13 protein-coding genes are annotated in these 18941 nt (G+C 32.8%); 6 read left to right on the forward strand and 7 right to left on the reverse strand.

Features of this window, described 5'->3' with window-relative positions; genetic code table 11:
• Window positions 1–60 precede the first annotated feature (60 nt).
• Together FLACOL7796_RS12415 and FLACOL7796_RS12420 are read right to left on the reverse strand one after the other, a co-directional pair.
• Window positions 61–1641 carry a L,D-transpeptidase family protein gene (locus tag FLACOL7796_RS12415; protein WP_173971093.1) on the reverse strand — a complete coding sequence of 527 codons (1581 nt, stop codon included), beginning with the start codon at window positions 1639–1641 and terminating at the stop codon, window positions 61–63.
• A 165-nt stretch (window positions 1642–1806) separates the two neighbouring features.
• Window positions 1807–2223: a DUF1573 domain-containing protein gene (locus FLACOL7796_RS12420; RefSeq protein ID WP_173971094.1), complete on the reverse strand. Its 417-nt coding sequence runs from the start codon at window positions 2221–2223 to the stop codon at window positions 1807–1809.
• A gap of 162 nt (window positions 2224–2385) precedes the next feature.
• Between FLACOL7796_RS12420 and FLACOL7796_RS12425 the strand changes: the two genes are divergently transcribed.
• The 3 genes from FLACOL7796_RS12425 to FLACOL7796_RS12435 all read left to right on the forward strand — a co-directional run bounded on the left by FLACOL7796_RS12425 (window position 2386) and on the right by FLACOL7796_RS12435 (window position 5289).
• Window positions 2386–3648, forward strand: coding sequence for a sensor histidine kinase (locus tag FLACOL7796_RS12425; protein WP_173971095.1), 1263 nt, complete (start codon window positions 2386–2388; stop codon window positions 3646–3648).
• Complete coding sequence (locus FLACOL7796_RS12430; RefSeq protein WP_173971096.1) at window positions 3645–4328, forward strand: response regulator transcription factor; 684 nt, start codon at window positions 3645–3647, stop codon at window positions 4326–4328. Before FLACOL7796_RS12425 ends, FLACOL7796_RS12430 begins: the two co-directional genes overlap by 4 nt.
• Before the next feature lie 196 nt (window positions 4329–4524).
• Window positions 4525–5289, forward strand: a complete 765-nt coding sequence (locus FLACOL7796_RS12435) for an MBL fold metallo-hydrolase (RefSeq protein WP_173971097.1) — start codon at window positions 4525–4527, stop codon at window positions 5287–5289.
• Window positions 5290–5291: 2 nt separating this feature from the next.
• Here the strand turns inward: FLACOL7796_RS12435 and FLACOL7796_RS12440 are convergent, their stop codons facing one another.
• Window positions 5292–7496: a B12-binding domain-containing radical SAM protein gene (locus FLACOL7796_RS12440; RefSeq protein ID WP_173971098.1), complete on the reverse strand. Its 2205-nt coding sequence runs from the start codon at window positions 7494–7496 to the stop codon at window positions 5292–5294.
• A 123-nt stretch (window positions 7497–7619) separates the two neighbouring features.
• Between FLACOL7796_RS12440 and FLACOL7796_RS12445 the strand changes: the two genes are divergently transcribed.
• Window positions 7620–11693 carry a DUF7948 domain-containing protein gene (locus FLACOL7796_RS12445; protein ID WP_173971099.1) on the forward strand — a complete coding sequence of 1358 codons (4074 nt, stop codon included), beginning with the start codon at window positions 7620–7622 and terminating at the stop codon, window positions 11691–11693.
• A 54-nt stretch (window positions 11694–11747) separates the two neighbouring features.
• On the opposite strand, the gene FLACOL7796_RS12450 is transcribed toward FLACOL7796_RS12445, so the two are convergent.
• The 4 genes from FLACOL7796_RS12450 to FLACOL7796_RS12465 form a co-directional block, all read right to left on the reverse strand.
• Entirely contained in the window at window positions 11748–13112 is a 1365-nt protein-coding gene (locus tag FLACOL7796_RS12450; RefSeq protein WP_173971100.1) for an alpha/beta hydrolase family protein, read from the reverse strand.
• 26 nt (window positions 13113–13138) lie between these two features.
• Complete coding sequence (locus tag FLACOL7796_RS12455; protein ID WP_173971101.1) at window positions 13139–13801, reverse strand: SdpI family protein; 663 nt, start codon at window positions 13799–13801, stop codon at window positions 13139–13141.
• Between the two features lie 2 nt (window positions 13802–13803).
• Window positions 13804–14058 carry an autorepressor SdpR family transcription factor gene (locus tag FLACOL7796_RS12460; RefSeq protein ID WP_026984867.1) on the reverse strand — a complete coding sequence of 85 codons (255 nt, stop codon included), beginning with the start codon at window positions 14056–14058 and terminating at the stop codon, window positions 13804–13806.
• 107 nt (window positions 14059–14165) lie between these two features.
• Window positions 14166–15443 carry an MFS transporter gene (locus tag FLACOL7796_RS12465; RefSeq protein ID WP_173971102.1) on the reverse strand — a complete coding sequence of 426 codons (1278 nt, stop codon included), beginning with the start codon at window positions 15441–15443 and terminating at the stop codon, window positions 14166–14168.
• A 271-nt stretch (window positions 15444–15714) separates the two neighbouring features.
• Here FLACOL7796_RS12465 and bshC point away from each other — a divergent pair, with 271 nt between their 5' ends.
• The gene (gene bshC / locus FLACOL7796_RS12470; RefSeq protein WP_173971103.1) at window positions 15715–17304 is read left to right on the forward strand and encodes a bacillithiol biosynthesis cysteine-adding enzyme BshC; all 1590 of its coding nucleotides are present in this window, start codon (window positions 15715–15717) and stop codon (window positions 17302–17304) included.
• A gap of 172 nt (window positions 17305–17476) precedes the next feature.
• Window positions 17477–18748 (forward strand): acyltransferase family protein, encoded by a 1272-nt coding sequence (locus FLACOL7796_RS12475; protein ID WP_173971104.1) that lies wholly within the window; start codon window positions 17477–17479, stop codon window positions 18746–18748.
• The last annotated feature ends 193 nt before the right edge of the window (window positions 18749–18941 follow it).

Here is an 18941-nt window from a genome sequence, read left to right on the forward strand (position 1 = left end):
GCACGAATTATTTTTCTATAAATTAGTGGAAATTCGTGTAATTCGTGGCAAAAAATCTTCTTATTCTTCAGTCAATAGTTTTATCAAACTTTCGTCTCTTTTATAAACATCTTTATAAAAATTCAAATTGCCATCGCGATCTACCCAAGCGGTAAAATAACCGATATAAACCGGAATTTTCTTTTTTAGCGTATACCAGCTTTCTTTACCGGCATGCATAGCTTTATCGATTCTTTCCGTAGTCATACTTGGATCTTGTTTTAAAAGTTCTATTGCCAATTCTCTTGGTTTACCAACACGAACGCATCCGTGACTAAAAGCCCTGTTTTCTCTTTCGAACAAACTTTTTGAAGGAGTATCATGTAAGTAAATATTGTTTGAATTTGGAAATAAAAACTTTACCAAACCAAGCGAATTGTTTTTTCCCGGTAACTGACGAACTGCGCCATTATTCCATTCCAGATTTTTCTGAGCCAGATAATTTTTGTTCTTAGCCATTCCCGGTTTTATTTCGCTTTTAATAATGCTTGGAGGTACATTCCAATACGGGCTGAAAACAATATTATTCATCATTCCGCTAAAAATTACGGTTTTGTTCATTGCTCTTCCCACTACAACTGGCGATACAAATGCAATTTCATGATTGCGAATCAAATACAATTTAAACTCCGGAATATTAACTTCGATGTATTCTTTTCCTTTTTCGAGTTCAGGGTCAATCCATCTGCAACGTTCCATGTTGGCAATAATAGTTTTTATTCTATCCGAAACAGGAACATTTAATTCCGCAATATGTTCCGGTAAAATAATGTTTTTCGGCGTTAATCCGTGGTGCAGTTCGTAAGTCCTGATTCCTTTTATCAATGTTGAATCACAAATATTGCTTTTGTTATTTTCTTTAAGATCGCCCGTTATATACAATCTTTCTCTGATTTGCCCAATCGTAGCGACAGAATCTCCCAATTTCAGACTTTTAAAATCTTCGGCAGTTTCGATAGTTTTCCATCCGCCTTTTTTCTCAATCTCTCTATATCGGTGAAGTGCATCACGAAGTTTATAGTACTGACTGAACATTTTGCTCTTTTTGTCGTCACTAATAGTCGCTTTTTTATAAATAGAATCTGAAAAAACCTGATAATTAACTTTTTTTCGGGGTAAAAGCCATTCTAATGATCTGGTCGTTTTTTCGTCAACGCCCGAAACTTTCTGTACATAATAAAAGTACAGGTTCGTAATCATCAAATCGGTGTCTTTTTGTGACAATTTATTTTCGGCTGTATGCTCAAAAATAGGACTGATTTTTTCATTGTAAGGAAAATTAGCTTTCAAACCTTCCTGATCTAATCCTTTGTATTTATTAAACAAAGTATTTGCGTATTCTACAACGCCCCTATTATCCAGCCACAATTGAGTCGATTTGTTTTTTTTGTATAAAGCCAGAACCTCATTCTGAAATTTAACCAATTTAGGATACGACTGATAAAATGTCGAAATGCCAGAACTATCAATTGTAATTTTAAGTTCAGGAACCACTTTCTCTGAAGCTTTTTTTGATTCTTCTGTTTTCTTGTCTGCTTTTTTATTACAGGAAACAGCAGCAAAAAGAAGTACAACAGCAACAAGCGAATACAAAATTTTCATAATAATTTTTTTAATAAAAATAGAAAAGTTTTGGAGAAAACAAACCATTTAAAAAAAAATTAATACTGACTTTACAATCTGTGCATTCCTTCAAAAAAAGGCATAAAAAAAACTCCAGCAACATGGCTCAACTGGAGTTTTTCATTTTATAACCAACCTTTATTTTTAAATTACTGTACCTTTTAAAGTAAGTACTTTTGGAGTTGTCTCCGCACTTGTTGTTACAGTAACTGTTTTTGTAAAACCACCTTTGTTTGCTGCGTTATACGTTGCTGTTACTTTAGCTGATTTTCCAGGTAAAATAGGCTCTTTTGTATAATCTGTTGCAGTACAACCACAAGATCCCTGAACGTTTGTAATTACAACCGCTGTTTTTCCAGTATTTTTAAATTCGTACACAATTGCTTTTGGTGTTCCCTGAGGAATTTGGCCTACATCAATTGTTTCTGCTTTCCATACAATTGTAGAAGCAGCTTCTGCCTCAACTTTTGTTTCAGCTGTAATCGATTTTATCGGAGCAATTGCCGAAAAAGACATTAAACTTAAAGCTAAAGCTAACATCGAAATTTTGATCATTTTCATAATTATTTATATTAATGGTTTATAGTTCTAATTTTGCTTTACAAAGATATTTCAGACAAATCTTAATCGCTGTTAACCGCTTTCAAATCTTTGTTAATGACTTGTTAATCGGTGTTTTTAAACCTAATTTTGATTAATATTACACTCTAAAATACCCTTTTCTTGAAAATCAATAAACTCAATAGTATTATCCTTCTGGGACTTGTAGCCATTATTAGCATACTGGTGGCACAATTGCTTTGGACAAAAGAGGCTTTTACTTTAGAACAAAAAAAATTAAGCCAAAAGGCAAACATTGCTTTACTCGAAGTTGCCCGAAAATTATATGAAGGAAAGGATCACGAATCGTCGTGTCAGAATCCTGTGCAAAAAATTTCGAACGATTATTATATTGTAAATATTCAAAATGCTTTTGAACCGGATATCTTAGAATTTTATCTAAGATCTGAGTTTAAGAAAATGAATATTACCACTGATTTTGAATACGCCGTATACAATTGTCAGAGTGATGAAATGGTGTACGGAAAGTATATTTCGTTTTCTGAAAAAGAAAAAGAGAAAAAGACGGTTTCGTTTCCTAAACACAAAAATTTAGTTTACTATTTTGCGATTCGCTTCCCGAACGAAACGACATATTTATTTAGTTCAATGCGTTTTTGGTTTATCCTTTCGATTGCTTTAATTCTTATTTTATTGATTTATGTGTATTCGATTTTTACACTTTTGCAGCAAAAAAAATACTCTGAATTGCAACGGGATTTTATCAATAATATGACGCATGAATTTAAAACGCCTTTATCCTCTATACTAATTGCTTCAAAATATCTTAGCGAACAAAATCCGATTAAGGACGATAAAAAACTTCACACGTATACCAATATCATCATCAATCAGAGTCATAAACTGAACAATCATATCGAGAAGATTTTAAATGTTGCCAAATCAGATTCTGCTCCTTTAGCATTAAAAAAAGAAATGATTTTAATTGTTCCTATTATCGAGGAAGTAATCGAAAATATTCAGTTAAAATATCCTGATGCAACCATTAAAATTGAAACTTTATCACACGATTATAAAATAGAGATTGATGTTTTTCATTTTACGAATTTAGTCTATAATTTATTAGATAATGCGGTGAAATATTGCAACGAAAAACCGGAAATTACGATTGCAATATCATCAGAAAATAATATCTTAAAACTTGCTTTTATTGATAACGGAATCGGAATTTTACCTAAAAATTTATCGTTTATCTTTGATAAGTTTTATCGTGCACAAAACGAGAAAAGTAATGAAGTGAATGGTTTTGGACTTGGCTTGTATTATGTAAAAGAAATTTGCAACTTGCATAACTGGAAAATAAAAGTCGAAAACAATCTCGCAAATGGTATTACAATAACCTTGTCTATTCCTCATAAAAAATGAAACAATTCAAAATACTTTATACTGAAGACGATGAAACTTTAGCTTTTTTGACTAAAGACAATCTGGAACAAAATAACTATGAAGTTATTCATTGTTGCGACGGACAATTGGGTTTGGAAACCTTTAAAAAAGAAAATTTTGACATTTGTATCTTTGATATCATGATGCCAAAAATGGATGGTTTTGAATTGGCTACAGAAGTTAGAAAATTAAATACCGATATTCCGATTATCTTTCTCTCGGCAAAAACATTAAAAGAAGATCGTATCAAAGGTTTGCGTCTGGGCGCCGATGATTATTTGGTAAAGCCTTTTAGCATCGAAGAACTACTACTGAAAATTGAAATATTCCTGAAGCGTTCTCAGAAAAATATTCCGATGGAAAAATCTGTTTATGAAATTGGGAAGTATCAATTTGACACGAATAATTTTATTTTATTTAATGAAACTGAAAAAATAAGCCTTACACAACGTGAAGCCGAATTATTGAAATTATTTCTGGACAATAAGAATTCAGTTTTAAAAAGAGAGCAAATTTTGACTTCGCTTTGGGGAACTGATGATTATTTTATGGGAAGAAGTCTGGATGTTTTTATTTCGCGACTGCGTAAAATTTTAGTTAATGAAAAAGGCATTTCTATCGAAAATCTTCACGGAATTGGGTTTAGGTTTACGGTGTAAATTTTGTTTATAATTGTTTTTACAGTGCTATAAAACATTTTTAGCATTAACAAAGCATCCTAAAAATATAATAATTACGAAAACCTTCTTATAAATACATTATCCTGAAAAGTTATATTTTTAATACAAATTAGAAAAAAACTGTAAAATTAATTTTAAAAAACTTTCGTATTTTTAATATCTAATTTTCCTGGATATGAAATTACATCACTTACGCAACGCCACTTTAGTTATTGAAACTGAAACCGATGTTATATTGGTTGATCCCATGTTAGGAAAAAGAAAAACCATTGCTCCTTTTACTGTTTTTCGTTATAAACCTCACAGAAACCCGCTGGTTTCTTTGCCTAAAAATAGCAGGGATATTTTAAGCCGTGTTACCATTTGCCTGATTACCCATTTACATCCTGATCATATTGACAAAGCCGGAGAAGTTTTTCTTCGACGAAAAAGCATTCCGGTAATTTGCAGTTCAAAAGATGAAAATGCTTTGAGCGCAAGAGGATTAAACATTCTTCAGACTTTAAATTATTGGGAATCGGAGGATTTTTTGGGAGGTAAAATCACAGGTATTCCGGCGATTCATGGTTATGGATTTATTGCCAAACTTATGGGAAACGTAATGGGTTTTCATATCGAATTACCAAATGAAAAATCGATTTACATAAGTTCTGACACTGTTTTTACTGAACATGTACAAAAAGTTCTGGTTGAATTTAAACCGGAAATTGCTGTAGTAGCCTGCGGAACAGCAAGATTAGATATTGGTCAGCCTTTACTAATGCAAATGAACGATATCCTGAAATTTGTTGCCTTAGCGCCTAAATATGTTTTGGCAAATCATTTAGAAGCCTTAAATCATTGCCCAACAAAAAGATCTGAATTGAGATTAGCCTTAGAACAAAATGGCCTTTTAAATAAAGTATCTATTCCAGAAGATGGAGAAACTGTTTCTTATTAAAATTATAAAACCAGCAAACCAAATTCGCGTAAAGTGTTTATAGGTTTTGAATACCAGAACAATTCAAAATCATCTAAATTCGTTTCAAAATCAGCTTTTACTTCCTGAAAAGTATAATTTTTAGCATTCGAAATCGTGATTTTGGTTAAAATTTCTACCAGCCATTCACCTTCTTCTTTATTGGTCTGAATGTTGAAACTTTCTTTTTTATCATGAAAAGTAAAAGTCATCATTTCCCAGGATCTGCCTTTTTTAGATTTTGTAAAATGTTCTGTAAATGGCTTTCCTCCTAACCAAACTACTTTTGCATTTGGTTTTGTATTAAAGTCATTTCCTTCTTCGAGCGCATTAAAAATAAAATCGGGATCAATTTTCGTCTTCGGAATTTTAAAGTCGAACCAATCCTGCAATTCGTAGTCAAAACAAATTCCGTGCATGAAATTAAAGAGCGATTTCTTTAATCCGAAACTAAATTTATCGTGGTTGATTCCAGTAGAATCGGTATAATCAATATCATTATTGGCGAAGGTTCCAATAGCTTCGGTCTTTTTTGTTACGCCAAATTTTTCCGGATACAATCCAACCGGACTATGCGCCGTCATGGCAAATTGATGCCAAAATCCCGATTGTAAAATTCCAGCTTCAAATAATTGACGTACCATTTCGAGACTATCCACCGTTTCCTGAATGGTTTGAGTTGGATATCCGTACATTAAATAAGCGTGAACCATGATTCCGGCTTCGGTAAAGTTGCGTGTTACTTTTGCCACTTGTTCTACGGTTACGCCTTTGTCTATTAATTTTAATAATCGATCAGAAGCAACTTCTAAACCTCCTGAAACAGCAATACAACCGGAAGCTTTTAGTAATAAACACAAATCTTTAGAAAAGCTTTTTTCAAATCGAATATTCGTCCACCAGGTTACGGCTAATTTTCTTCGCAGAATTTCTAATGCCAAAGCGCGCATCAAAGCAGGCGGTGCCGCTTCATCAACAAAATGAAATCCGTTTTGACCTGTTTGCAGCATCATATCTTCCATACGATCGCACAACAAATTGGCTGCAACGGGTTCGTAAACTTTGATATAATCTAACGAAATATCACAAAAAGTACATTTTCCCCAATAACAACCGTGTGCCATGGTAAGTTTATTCCAGCGGCCGTCACTCCACATTCTATGCATCGGATTTACAATTTCGATAACCGAAATGTATTTATCCAAAGACAAATCAGAGTAATCCGGAGTTCCTACGTAAGCTTGTTTGTAATCGTGTTTTAATGAATCGTTTTTGTAAACTACTTTTCCGTCTTCTAAAAGAAAGGTTCGTTTGTATAAATTGTAATTTGGATTTTCGAGATTGAAAATTAACTCTTCTATCGGAACTTCTCCATCATCTAAGGTAATAAAATCGAAAAACTCAAAAACGCGTGCGTCAGAAAGCGAACGCAATTCGGTATTTGGAAAACCACCTCCCATCGAAATTTTAATCTCGGGATGATGTTTCTTAATCCATTGTGCCGATCTAAAAGCGCTATATAAATTCCCAGGAAAGGGAACCGAAATTAAAAATAAAGTAGGCTGAACAGCTTCAATTTTTGCTTTTAAAATCGAAATTAAAATCTTGTCTATATAAGTGGGTTCTTGCTGTAAAGCATCATATAATTCATCAAATGAATTGGCGCTTCGGCCTAAACGTTCAGCATATCGGCTAAAGCCAAAATTTTCATCGACACATTCTACAATATAATCGGATATATCTTCAAGATATAAAGTTGCCAAATGTTTGGCTTTGTCCTGCGTTCCCATGGTCCCGAAAGCCCAATCGAGTTCTTCTAATTGTGCAAAACGAGAAGCTTCCGGCAGAAAATCTTCCTGACAAATTTGTAATGCCAATGTTGGATTTTTTCCCTGCAAAAACTGAATTACGGCATCAATTGTTTTGATATATTCGTCCTGTAAAGCAAAAATACGCTTTGAATTATCAGATATGTCCTGATTCAATCCTTCAAATCTGAAACCTGAAAATTCAAACAAATCCATTAATCCTTTTTTCGAAAACAGTTCTAAAATAACATCGATACCTAAATCCGCCTGAACCGATTCGATATTTTTTGTATTCAGAAACCCTTTTATATACGCCGTTGCTGGATACGGTGTATTCAGTTGTGTAAAAGGCGGCGTAACGACAAAAAGTTTGGTTTTCAAGGCAACATTATTTTTTGCAAAAATACACCATATTTCATGACTTTTCAGGAAAAGATTCAACTTGTGATTTTAGTTTTATCTTGTAGATATTTAATTACATTTGTTGCTATCCAAATAATTCTGATGAAGCAAACTTTACTTTTATTTTTTCTATTATTAACAACTCATTTGTTTTCTCAAAACAAAAATCAATCTATTGGTTTTAAAGAAAATAAAGGTCAAATATTCGATCAAAAAGGAAAACCAAATACTGCGGTAAAATATCTATTAAACTCTAATGGATTAAATGTTCAGCTTAAAAAAAATGGATTTTCTTACGACGTTTACGAAGTTAAGCAGACTCCAATTGTTCTTTCTCAAACACGAAAAACACTTCCTTATCAGATTCCCGAAAAAGACAAAGAGAAACCAGAATATAATTTAGAATACACTTTTCATAGAATTGATATTGATTTTTTAAACTCAAATTCGAAAGTTGAATTAATTACAGAACAAAAATCAGCCGATTTTGATAATTACTATAATATTCCAAATAAACCGGAAGGAATTACTGGCGTTTATCAATTCAAGCAAATCACTTACAAAAACATTTACCCTAATATTGATGTTGTTTTTACGATTCCGAATGATCCTAAAAAAGTTGTTGAATATAATTTTGTTATTCATCCAAAAGGAAAAATCTCTGATATTCAACTAAAATTTAATGGAGCTGAAACTGATTTGGTTGATAATAAAATTCAAATGAATGTTCGTTTCGGAAAAATGGAAGAGACACTACCTGCAAGCTGGATTGAAGAAGGAAATCGTAAAAAGGAGATTGAGGTTGGATATAGAAAAATTAAAAAAGATGTTTATGGGTTTAGTAGCTTAGAAGCTGTTTCCGGAAAAACTATTGTTATTGATCCCGTGCCAACTAGACTTTGGGGAACTTTTTATGGAGATGAAAGTGGAAGTTCTGGTTCAAACTGGTACGAAGTTGATTTAACAACTGACTCTCTTGGCAATGCATATGTTTCAGGATCTACAATGTCGCAAAGCCCTTCTTATGCAACGTCTGGAGCACATCAAACAGGCGGAAGTCATCAGTATATCAATTCAATTGCAAATGGGATTATATTTAAGTTTGACAAAAACGGCAATAGGCTATGGGGAACCTACTATGCTGGTACACAATTTGTTTATATTTATGGCGTAAAAACTGATTCACAAAATAATATTTTAATTACAGGCTATACAGGGTCAGAAACAAACATCAGTACTGTGGGATCTTTTCAGCCAAATTTAAGAGGATCTTCAGATGCTTTCTTAGTAAAATTTGATAGTAGTGGCGTAAGGCAATGGGGAACTTATTTTGGTGGTGAAGATAGCGATTATGCAACTAAATTGGATATTGACATTAATGATAATGTTTACATTGTTGGTACAACTTCCAGTAAAACAAATATAGCTATAAATAGTAATTTTCAAACTGAATTAAGTTATTCATCAAATCCATATGGGATAAATACAGACGCGTTTATTGCAAAATTTAATACAAATGGAAATTTAGTATGGGGTACTTATGTTGGAGGGGATGGAAATGATAATTTAACTGCTATTGCAATAAAGGATTCTTACTTAGTTGCTGGAGGATCTACTAAAAGTACAAACAATATGGCAACTACTGGTGTTTTTCAGGAAAAACCAAACTCTAATTTTCTCGGAGATGGATACGTTTGTAAATTTTCCTTAAACGGAGAAAGAATTTGGGGTTCTTATTATGGCGGCAGCTCACCCATGGAAGAAATTCGATCGGTAGTAATTGATAATGACGAAAATATTTATATCGGAGGATATACTTATAGTAGCGATAACATTGCTACATCTGGAACATTTGAAGACTCAAATGCAAATCTTTATAAAGGTTTATTAGCAAAACTAAATGCTCAAGGACAAAGAATATGGGGTACTTACGTTGGAGATATTAACATTTCTTCTATAGTCTTTCAAAATAATTCACTTTACATTGGAGGTGGAAATATGGATTTTAGAACTGACTTAAAACTCACAACTCCCTGCTCTTATAAACCTAACCGAATTAGAACTCATTATGGATATGCAGGTAAATTTTCTAAAGAAGGACTTTTTATTTGGGGAACATATATCGGTAATGATAATACTTTAAAAATAGCTTTACATACTGACGGTGCAATTTTTGTAGCTGGATTATCAAGTTTCAATGATGATATTGCCGATGGAAGTTCTTATCAATCTAATATTTTGGGCGATAAAAATTTTTTTTTAATGAAATTTTCTGAAGATCTTTCCTTTAAAATTCCAGAAATTTCATCAAATTCTCCAATCTGTACCAACAAAACATTACAGCTTAAAGCATCTGGAGGAACGAATTATTCGTGGACAGGTCCAAATGGTTTTATATCAACAGATCAAAACCCAATCATTACAAATGCTACAACTCTCAATAGCGGAGAGTATAGTTGCTTAATTACTGGAACAGGCGGTTGTGACGATACTAAAAAAATTACTGTAGTTATAGGAGATATCGAAAAACCAGTTCCTGATGTTGTAAATCTTCCAACAATAACCGGAGATTGTAATACAACAGTAACAACAATTCCAACAGCAACAGATGTTTGCACAGGAATTATTACAGGTACAACCACAAATCCATTATCTTATAGTTTACCAGGAACCTACACAATTGTTTGGAATTATAATGACGGAAACGGAAATATTTCTACACAAAATCAAACTGTTAAAATTAATAGTCAACCCCTTGCTACTGCCAATTCTCCACAAACATTTTGTCTCAACCAAAATGCAACCTTAGATGATATTGTCGTAACTGGACAAAATAAAAAATGGTATAATGCTCTAACAGCCGGAGTTATTTTACCAAATACTACAATATTACAAAATGATATAACTTACTATGTTTCACAAACTATAGATGGGTGCGAAAGTGACCGAATACCTGTAACAACAAAAATTCAAAATACATTAGCACCAACCGGAAATTCAAATCAACTATTTTGCACAGGGCAAAATCCAACAATAGCCAATATTCAAATAACCGGTGATTTAGTAAAATGGTATGATTCTGTTACAAATGGAAATCTTCTGTCAGCTTCAACAACTCTCGAAGATGGTAAAATATATTATGCTTCGCAAACGGTAAATGGCTGCGAAAGTGAAAGATTTGGAATCACAATTTCTATTGTCAATATGCCTACTGCTCCAACAGGAACTGGAAATCAGGCTTTTTGCAAAAACGAAAATGCAACAATAAACAGTATTCAAACTTTAGGACAAAACATACAATGGTATGATACTAATTTTTCTGCCGCAGTTTTACCTAATACAACTTTTTTAGAAGATAATAAAACTTACTATGCGTCGCAAACTATAGGATGCGAAAGTGACAGAACTCCTTTTTTTATTCATGTTTATAATACTGCATTACCAACAGGCAGCACTAATCAACAATTCTGTATTGATGAAATTGCAACTATCGAGAATCTTAATGTAACCGGAACAGATTTAAAATGGTATGACGCTGCAACAAACGGAAATATTCTACCAGAAACCACTTTATTAGAAAACAAAATCTATTACGTTTCTCAAACATTAAATAGCTGTGAAAGTCAGAGATTAGCGGTAAATGTAAAAATTCAGGATACTCCAATTCCAATATCAGATTCGCCACAAACATTCTGCGTGCAACAAAATGCTTCAATAAAAAGTATCAAAATTACAGGGCAGAATATAAAGTGGTATCAAAGCACAGCTTCAAGCACTACATTGTCTGAAACAACATCTCTCGAAAACGGAATCACCTACTATGCTTCGCAAACGATAAGTAATTGCGAAAGCGACAGAATACCTGTTACGATTCATGTTCTTGCAGCAACAGAAGGAAATTGCATTAATTATGTGGATGAATTGCCTTATCCAAAATTCTTTACACCAAATAACGATGGTTATAACGATACCTGGTCAATAGATTTTGCTTATTTAAAACCTGATATCGGAATTAAAATTTTTGACCGCTACGGAAAATTCATCAAAGAAATAAATCAAAATAATTCGTGGGACGGAACTTACCTCGGTACAAATGAACCCGCATCCGATTATTGGTTTACCACAATAAGATTAAACGGAAAAGAATACAGAGGACATTTTAGCCTGAAACGATAAAAAAATAACCGCAAAGTAAATTTGCGGTTATTTTTTATTTAGAACTTATGCATCTTATTTTGTTTGTACTAAAAGCCAATTGGATATTTCTTCTAGAGCTATAGGAGAAAATGTCTGCTCAATCGAATCATATTCCATAGGAGAACCGGTTTTACATTCCTGAAACAAATGATTTAAACCAGGAAGCTCTTTGATTGTTGTATTTTTATTCCCTGCCTTAATTAAAACTTTTTTAATCGTATCTAAATTAACAGTTGCAGGAACTTGTAAATCTTTGCTGCCATTAAGAGCTAAAACAGGGCACTTTACTTTTACTAAAGCTACTGCCGGATCAATTCTTAAAAAATTATACCACCATACATTTGTAATTTGATCTACGAATGATTTTGCCGTTTTATCATCAAATTTTGAGTGAGCGTAGCTGCTTAAATTATTTTTTAAGTTTTCATCGTTTGCAGTCGAAGCCAAAATAATTTCATAAGCTCCTTTAAAAATTTCCTGTCCTTTTTTAATATCATTTTCAGGAACTCCAAATTGCTTTTCAAGTATTTCTTTTTGTAATAATAACAATTTATCCCCACGAAGACCAGGCGCGGCTAACAAAACAATAAAGTCAATATCTTTTGAATTTCCTGCAATCATTGGGGCGATTACCCCTCCCTCACTGTGTCCTATTAATCCAATTTTGCTTTTATTAATTTCTTTTCTGGTTTTTAAATAGTCAACGCCAGCCTGAACATCTCTCGCAAAATCGATTGTTGATGCTTTTGTATAATCACCAGTAGATTCACCAGCACCACGATCATCAAAACGTAAAACAGCGATTCCTTTTTTAGTTAAATAATCAGACAACACTAAAAATGGTTTATGTCTTAGTATTTCTTCATCTCTATTTTGTTTCCCGCTTCCGGTAATTAAAATCACAGCTGGAAAATTACCCTCTTTTTTAGGTAAAGACAATGTTCCTGCTAAAGTTACATGATCTGTTTTATTCTCAAATTTCACTTCCTCAGTATAATACGGAAAAGGTTTTTGCGGTTCTTGCGGTCTTGCATATACCTGTTTTTGAATTACATCTTTTGATAAATTCATCTCGAAAGATTGTCCTCCTTGGGTAAAAGTACCTTCAATAACATTCTCTTTATTTAATGTTCCCAGATAAGAAATTTGAGCATTTGGTATTTCTAATTTTAAAATTGAACTTTCAAAAGTTGCTTTCTCAATAGGAATTCCAGTTACTTTCTGATCCGGACTATCCATTGTTGCTTTATAACCATTTTCTGTTGGAGTCACATTAAACGACACTCTTAATTGAGTGCCCTGAACTTTTAAAACGCCATTCCATTTTCCTGAAATTTCTTGTCCCATCATTAAAAAAGAGCTTAAAATGGTTATTAAAATAAGTACTATTTTTGTCATTTGTTTTGAATGATTGTGTGATTTAATTAATTTGATTGACGATCTCTTTTTTGTATTTGCTTGAATTTTATAAAAGAATAAACTACAGGAATTAAGGCCAAAACCACAATGATAAAAACAAATACTTTACCAAACACATTGTTTAAAAGCAAACCTCCCAGTATTAGTAGAAAACCTCCAATAACCCAAATCTTGCCAGCACATACATGAGTAGCTTTCCAGACTTCATTATTTTCTAATGTCCATGGTGTACGTATTCCTATAAAATAATTGGGTTGAATTACTTTAAAATAATTTCCGAAAATGATCAGTAAAACGCCCAACAATGCGAAGACTAAATTAGGATTATTCACAGATCGCTCCTTGGTAGTATACACAATCAATAGTGCAACTAAAGACATGAACAACACCAAAAAAAACTTAAGCTGGTAGAATTTTCCTCCCATTAAAGAAATCCTGTTCTTAGGATCTATTCTTGGAATAAAAGTCATCAAGACATACATCAAAACCGGTAATAGCAACAACATCAAAATAAGCGAAAACTTGTCGCCCCAATTATCAATTTCTCCCTTATAATTCCAATGTATTGGAACCCTCTGAGGAAGGCTATCCCAAATAATAGCTAAATACACAAAAGGTGTCAAAACAATTCCAATTATTGGAAGCTCTTTTTTCAGTTCTAAATTCATTTTTATTTTTTAAAGGTTAGTATCCATTGCAAAACATCTTCCATTATGGTGGTATTGATGGAGTAAATGATGAATTGCCCGTTTTTTTCAGAAGTAATTAAATCAGCACGTTTCAAAATATCCAAATGATGCGAAATACTAGGTTTTGAAATATTAAACGCGTCAGCAATTTCTCCGGCAGACAAATCTTTCTCTTTTAAAAGTTCGAGAATTTCTCTTCGGGTTGCGTCGTTTAATGCTTTAAAAATATCATTCATCATTTATATATTTAGACAAATATCTAAATACTTTTTTAATTAACAAAAAAAGAGACTATAATATTAAATTACAGTCTCTTTAGAAATTTTATTTTAAATAGTTTTTTTTAAAACTTATGTTCTTCTTTGCTAATTACTAAAAATGCAAATAAAGAAATACATGCCGCAATGGTTAAATACAAACCTACATAGCTCACACTATAAGTAGAAGCCAGCCAAATTGCGATCATTGGCGCGAATGCTGCTCCAAGAATTCCTGCCATATTAAAAGTTAAGGATGCTCCGGAATAACGAACGTTTGTTGGAAACAACTCTGATAAAAAAGTTCCTAAAGGTCCATAAGTGAATCCCATTAAAGCCATTCCGATACAAGCAAAAATGGTTACCAGAACAATGTTTCCTGAACTTAAAAAATAAGAAAAGAAAAATCCAAAAATTGCAATAGCCACTGTAGCTATAATAAGCATTTTACGGCGGCCAATTTTATCAGCCACTACAGCAGAAACCGGAATAAAAATAGCAAAAAACAATACCGAAAATAATTGTATTAATAGTCCGTCTCGTTTCACAATTCCTAAATCTGAAGTCGCCCAGCTCAACGTAAAAACGGTCATTAAATAAAAAACCAAGAAAGTTGTAATGGCTGCAAACGTTCCGAAAATAAGTTGGTTTTTATATGATTTTACCAATTCTAAAAAAGGAACTTTCACTTCTTCCTGTTCTTTTTTAGAATTTTCGAAAGAAGGGGTTTCAGTAATTTTTGTTCGAATATAAAATCCAACAATTACCAAAAGTGAACTCGCAATAAAAGGAATTCTCCATCCATAATCCATAAAAGCTTCGTTGCTCATAGAATCGGTTAATAATAAAAAAGTTCCACCTGAAAGTAACAATCCTATTGGAGCTCCCAATTGCGGAAACATTCCGTACCAGGCACGTTTGTTTGGCGGTGCGTTTTCTATAGCTAGTAAAACAGCTCCTCCCCACTCGCCTCCTAAACCTACGCCCTGCCCAAAGCGACACAACATCAACAATAACGGCGCGGCCACACCAATACTGGCATAACTTGGTAAAAACCCAATAGTAACGGTAGAAATACCCATCGTTAATAAAGCGGCTACTAAAGTAAATTTACGTCCAATTTTATCTCCATAATGTCCAAAAAAAGCAGAACCTAGAGGACGAGATAAAAAAGCTATTGAAAAAGTAGCCAAAGATTCTAAAGTCGCTATAGTCGAATTAGAACCGGGAAAAAATAATTGCGGAAAAACCAATACTGCCGCATTAGCATAAATATAAAAGTCAAAAAATTCAATTGTAGTTCCTATTAAGGAGCCAAAAAGAACATGTTTTAAGGAGTTCTTTTTTTTCAGGTTATTTTCCATGTAAAATAGATATATCTTTTTTTTGATTACAAAAATATAGTTTCGCTATTAATATTTTACATTTACAAGCATTAGTTTCAAAACAACACTGTATTTTTAACAAATTTGATGTATTTTACATTTTAAAAAACATTCCGTCAGCCAAAATTAAAAACCTGATTACGGGAACTTTAAAATAAAATTTAAAAATCAAATCATAAGCAATAGTTAAAACCGTTTTTAACTGCATATTTTCATTAAATTTACAGCTGTCAAAAATAAATATAAAATTATGCCTACCGACTGTATCAGCTACCAAACTTCAGGATATTTCTCTAAATTGATGCAAGATTATTTAGATCAAAAACCAGAATTAAAACCGCTGTACAACCATTTTCCTACTTTAGAAAATTTCGAAAAACAAATTGCAGAGAAAGCGGCAAATTTTGATAACAACAACCGAATTCCGCTGGTTGAGACTTTAAAAAAACAATATCAGAATATCGAAATCTCTGATTTAACGAAACAAAATATTGAACTTTTAGGGCTTCAAAACACTTATACCATTACAACCGGTCATCAATTAAATCTATTTAGCGGTCCGTTATACTTTTTATATAAAATCATCTCGACGATTAATCTTACGAAGGAATTAAAATTAAAGTATCCAACGAATAATTTTGTTCCAATTTATTGGATGGCAACCGAAGATCATGATTTTGAAGAGATCAACTATTTTAATTTTAAAGGAAAAAAATTCAGATGGAACAAAGAAAGTACTGGCCCGGTTGGCAGACTTTCTACAGAAGGTTTAGCTGAATTTTTTGAAATCTATTCAAAAGAATTAGGATCAAGCACCAATGCCAATGTTCTGAAAAAACTTTTTGAAGAGGCTTATTTAAAACACGAAAACTTAGCCGATGCTACCCGTTTTCTAGCCAATAGTTTATTTTCTGCTTATGGTTTGGTAATTTTAGATGCTGATGATGCGAATTTAAAACAAGCGTTTATTCCGTATATCAAAGAAGAATTATTAGAGCAAACTTCGTTTAAGGCGGTTCAGGAAACTATCGATCAGCTAAAAGACTATACCGTTCAGGTGAATCCTCGGGAAATAAATTTATTTTATATCGAAGATGATTTACGCGAACGAATTATTTTCGAGAATGATAAATACTTTGTCAACAATACTAAAATCTCATTTTCTAAAGATGAAATCTTAGTGTTACTAGAAAGTAATCCGGAGAAATTCAGTCCAAATGTGATCATGCGCCCGTTGTATCAGGAAATTATTTTACCTAATTTATGCTACATTGGCGGAGGCGGAGAAATTGCGTATTGGTTAGAATTAAAATCTTTTTTCGAAGCTGTAAATATTAATTTTCCAATGCTTTTGGTTCGTAACTCAGTACTTTTATCTACTGAAAAACAAGCCCAAAAAGCAGACAAATTAAACCTTACATGGGCGGATTTATTTACAAAACCAGCCGAATTAATCAATACCATTACACACAAATTATCTGCTTTCCCTATTGATTTAACACCTCAAAAAGAAGCATTAGAAAAACAATTTGAATATCTTTATGAACTTGCAGAGCAAACCGATAAATCATTTACCGGAGCTGTAAAAGCACAGGAAGTAAAACAAAAGAAAGGCTTAGACAATCTTGAAAAAAGATTATTAAAAGCACAAAAACGAAAATTAGACAATGAACTGCAGCGTGTTGCAGATTTGCAATTCGAATTGTTCCCGAATCAGAGTTTACAGGAACGTCATACCAATTTTTCAGAATTTTATCTGGAAAAAGGCGAACAACTAGTGCCTCTTTTGCTGCAAAAACTGAAACCTTTAGAAATGAATTTTAACATTATAACAATATAAAAAGCAAGCTGCGAATTCACGAATTAATCAAATAAAAATTCTTGAATTCGTGGCTGAAAAATAATAAAGTAATAATTACTGAGAGCCAAATAACCACCTATCTTCTCAAAATTATTATTTCAAACCAAATAGCGATTTAAAAATTATTAACTAACCAATTTACCCAAAACCAATGGTAAAAGAACGCTTAATTTCGCTAGATGTCTTTCGCGGACTCACTATTTTATTAATGACAATCGTAAACAATCCAGGAGACTGGGGCAATGTTTACCCGCCATTATTACACGCCGAATGGCACGGCTGCACACCAACCGATTTAGTATTTCCGTTTTTTATTTTTATAATGGGAGTTGCCGTTCCGCTGGCAATGCCGGACAAATTTTACGACGGCACCACATTCAACAAAATATTAGTTCGTTCTTTGCGAATGCTTTGTTTGGGTATTTTCTTCAACTTTTTTGGAAAAATCCAGTTATTTGGGTTTGAAGGCATTCCGCTTCTTATTGGCCGACTGGCTATTACCATTGCAGTAGGTTATGCCTTAATGGGCACTTTCAGCTCAAAAGTCAAAAATATTCTTGCCTTTTCAATTCTGTTTATTTATCTATTTCTGGCGTATAGTGGTATCGAAGCGTATCATGACGTGAGACTTCCGGGCGTTTTACAACGAATTGCCATTGTATACTTTGTAGTTTCGCTTTTGTATTTAAAAACATCTCAGAGAACACAAATCATAACCGGAATTGTTTTGCTTTTAGGCTATTGGGCAGTTATGACTTTAATTCCTGTTCCCGGAATTGGCGAAGCTAATCTTGATAAAGGAACCAATCTAGCTTCATGGCTTGACAGCGTTTTACTAAAAGGACATATGTACCGCGGCACCGTAACCTGGGATCCGGAAGGAATTTTAAGCACCATTCCGTCAATCGTAAACGGAATCATTGGTTTGCTTATCGGGCAACTTTTGCAAGCAGATACCATCAAGATTCAAAAAGCACAAAAAATGGGTATTATCGGTACGATATTGATCTTTTTTGGCTTAATCTGGGATATTATTTTTCCAATAAACAAATCCCTTTGGACCAGTAGTTACGTCTTGTACACAACAGGATTGGCAACCGTTTTTCTTACTATTTTATATTACACCATTGATATCGCCAATTACAAAAAAGGCTTTAAACCGTTCCTGATTTGGGGAGTAAATCCAATGATTGTTTTCTTTACCTCGCAGATCATTCCGCAGGCTTTAGTCATGATTCAATTTAAAAACCCACATAATCCCGAAGAACAAATCAATCTTTTAAGTTATTTATATACTTTCGGGATTGCTCCATTTTTCAACAATCCAATGACCGCTTCTTTGGCCGGAGCATTGGTATATGTTGGTATATGGACGTTTATTTTGTGGATATTCTACAAAAACAAATTGATATTCAAGGTTTAAAGTTTTTACCATATAAGTTATATAAGTTCATTTTAGAAATACGTTATACTTTACGGAGATATTCTGCACGTGGTATTTAAATGAACTTATATCACTTATATGGTTTCTTTTTTTACTTAAAAAATCATTAAAACATTTTTTAATTACGAATTAATTAAAAACAATTAAAAAAAAAAGTAAACTTTTTAAAAAA

This window comes from Flavobacterium bizetiae, assembly GCF_902804475.1.
Classification (GTDB): Bacteria; Bacteroidota; Bacteroidia; order Flavobacteriales; family Flavobacteriaceae; genus Flavobacterium; species Flavobacterium bizetiae.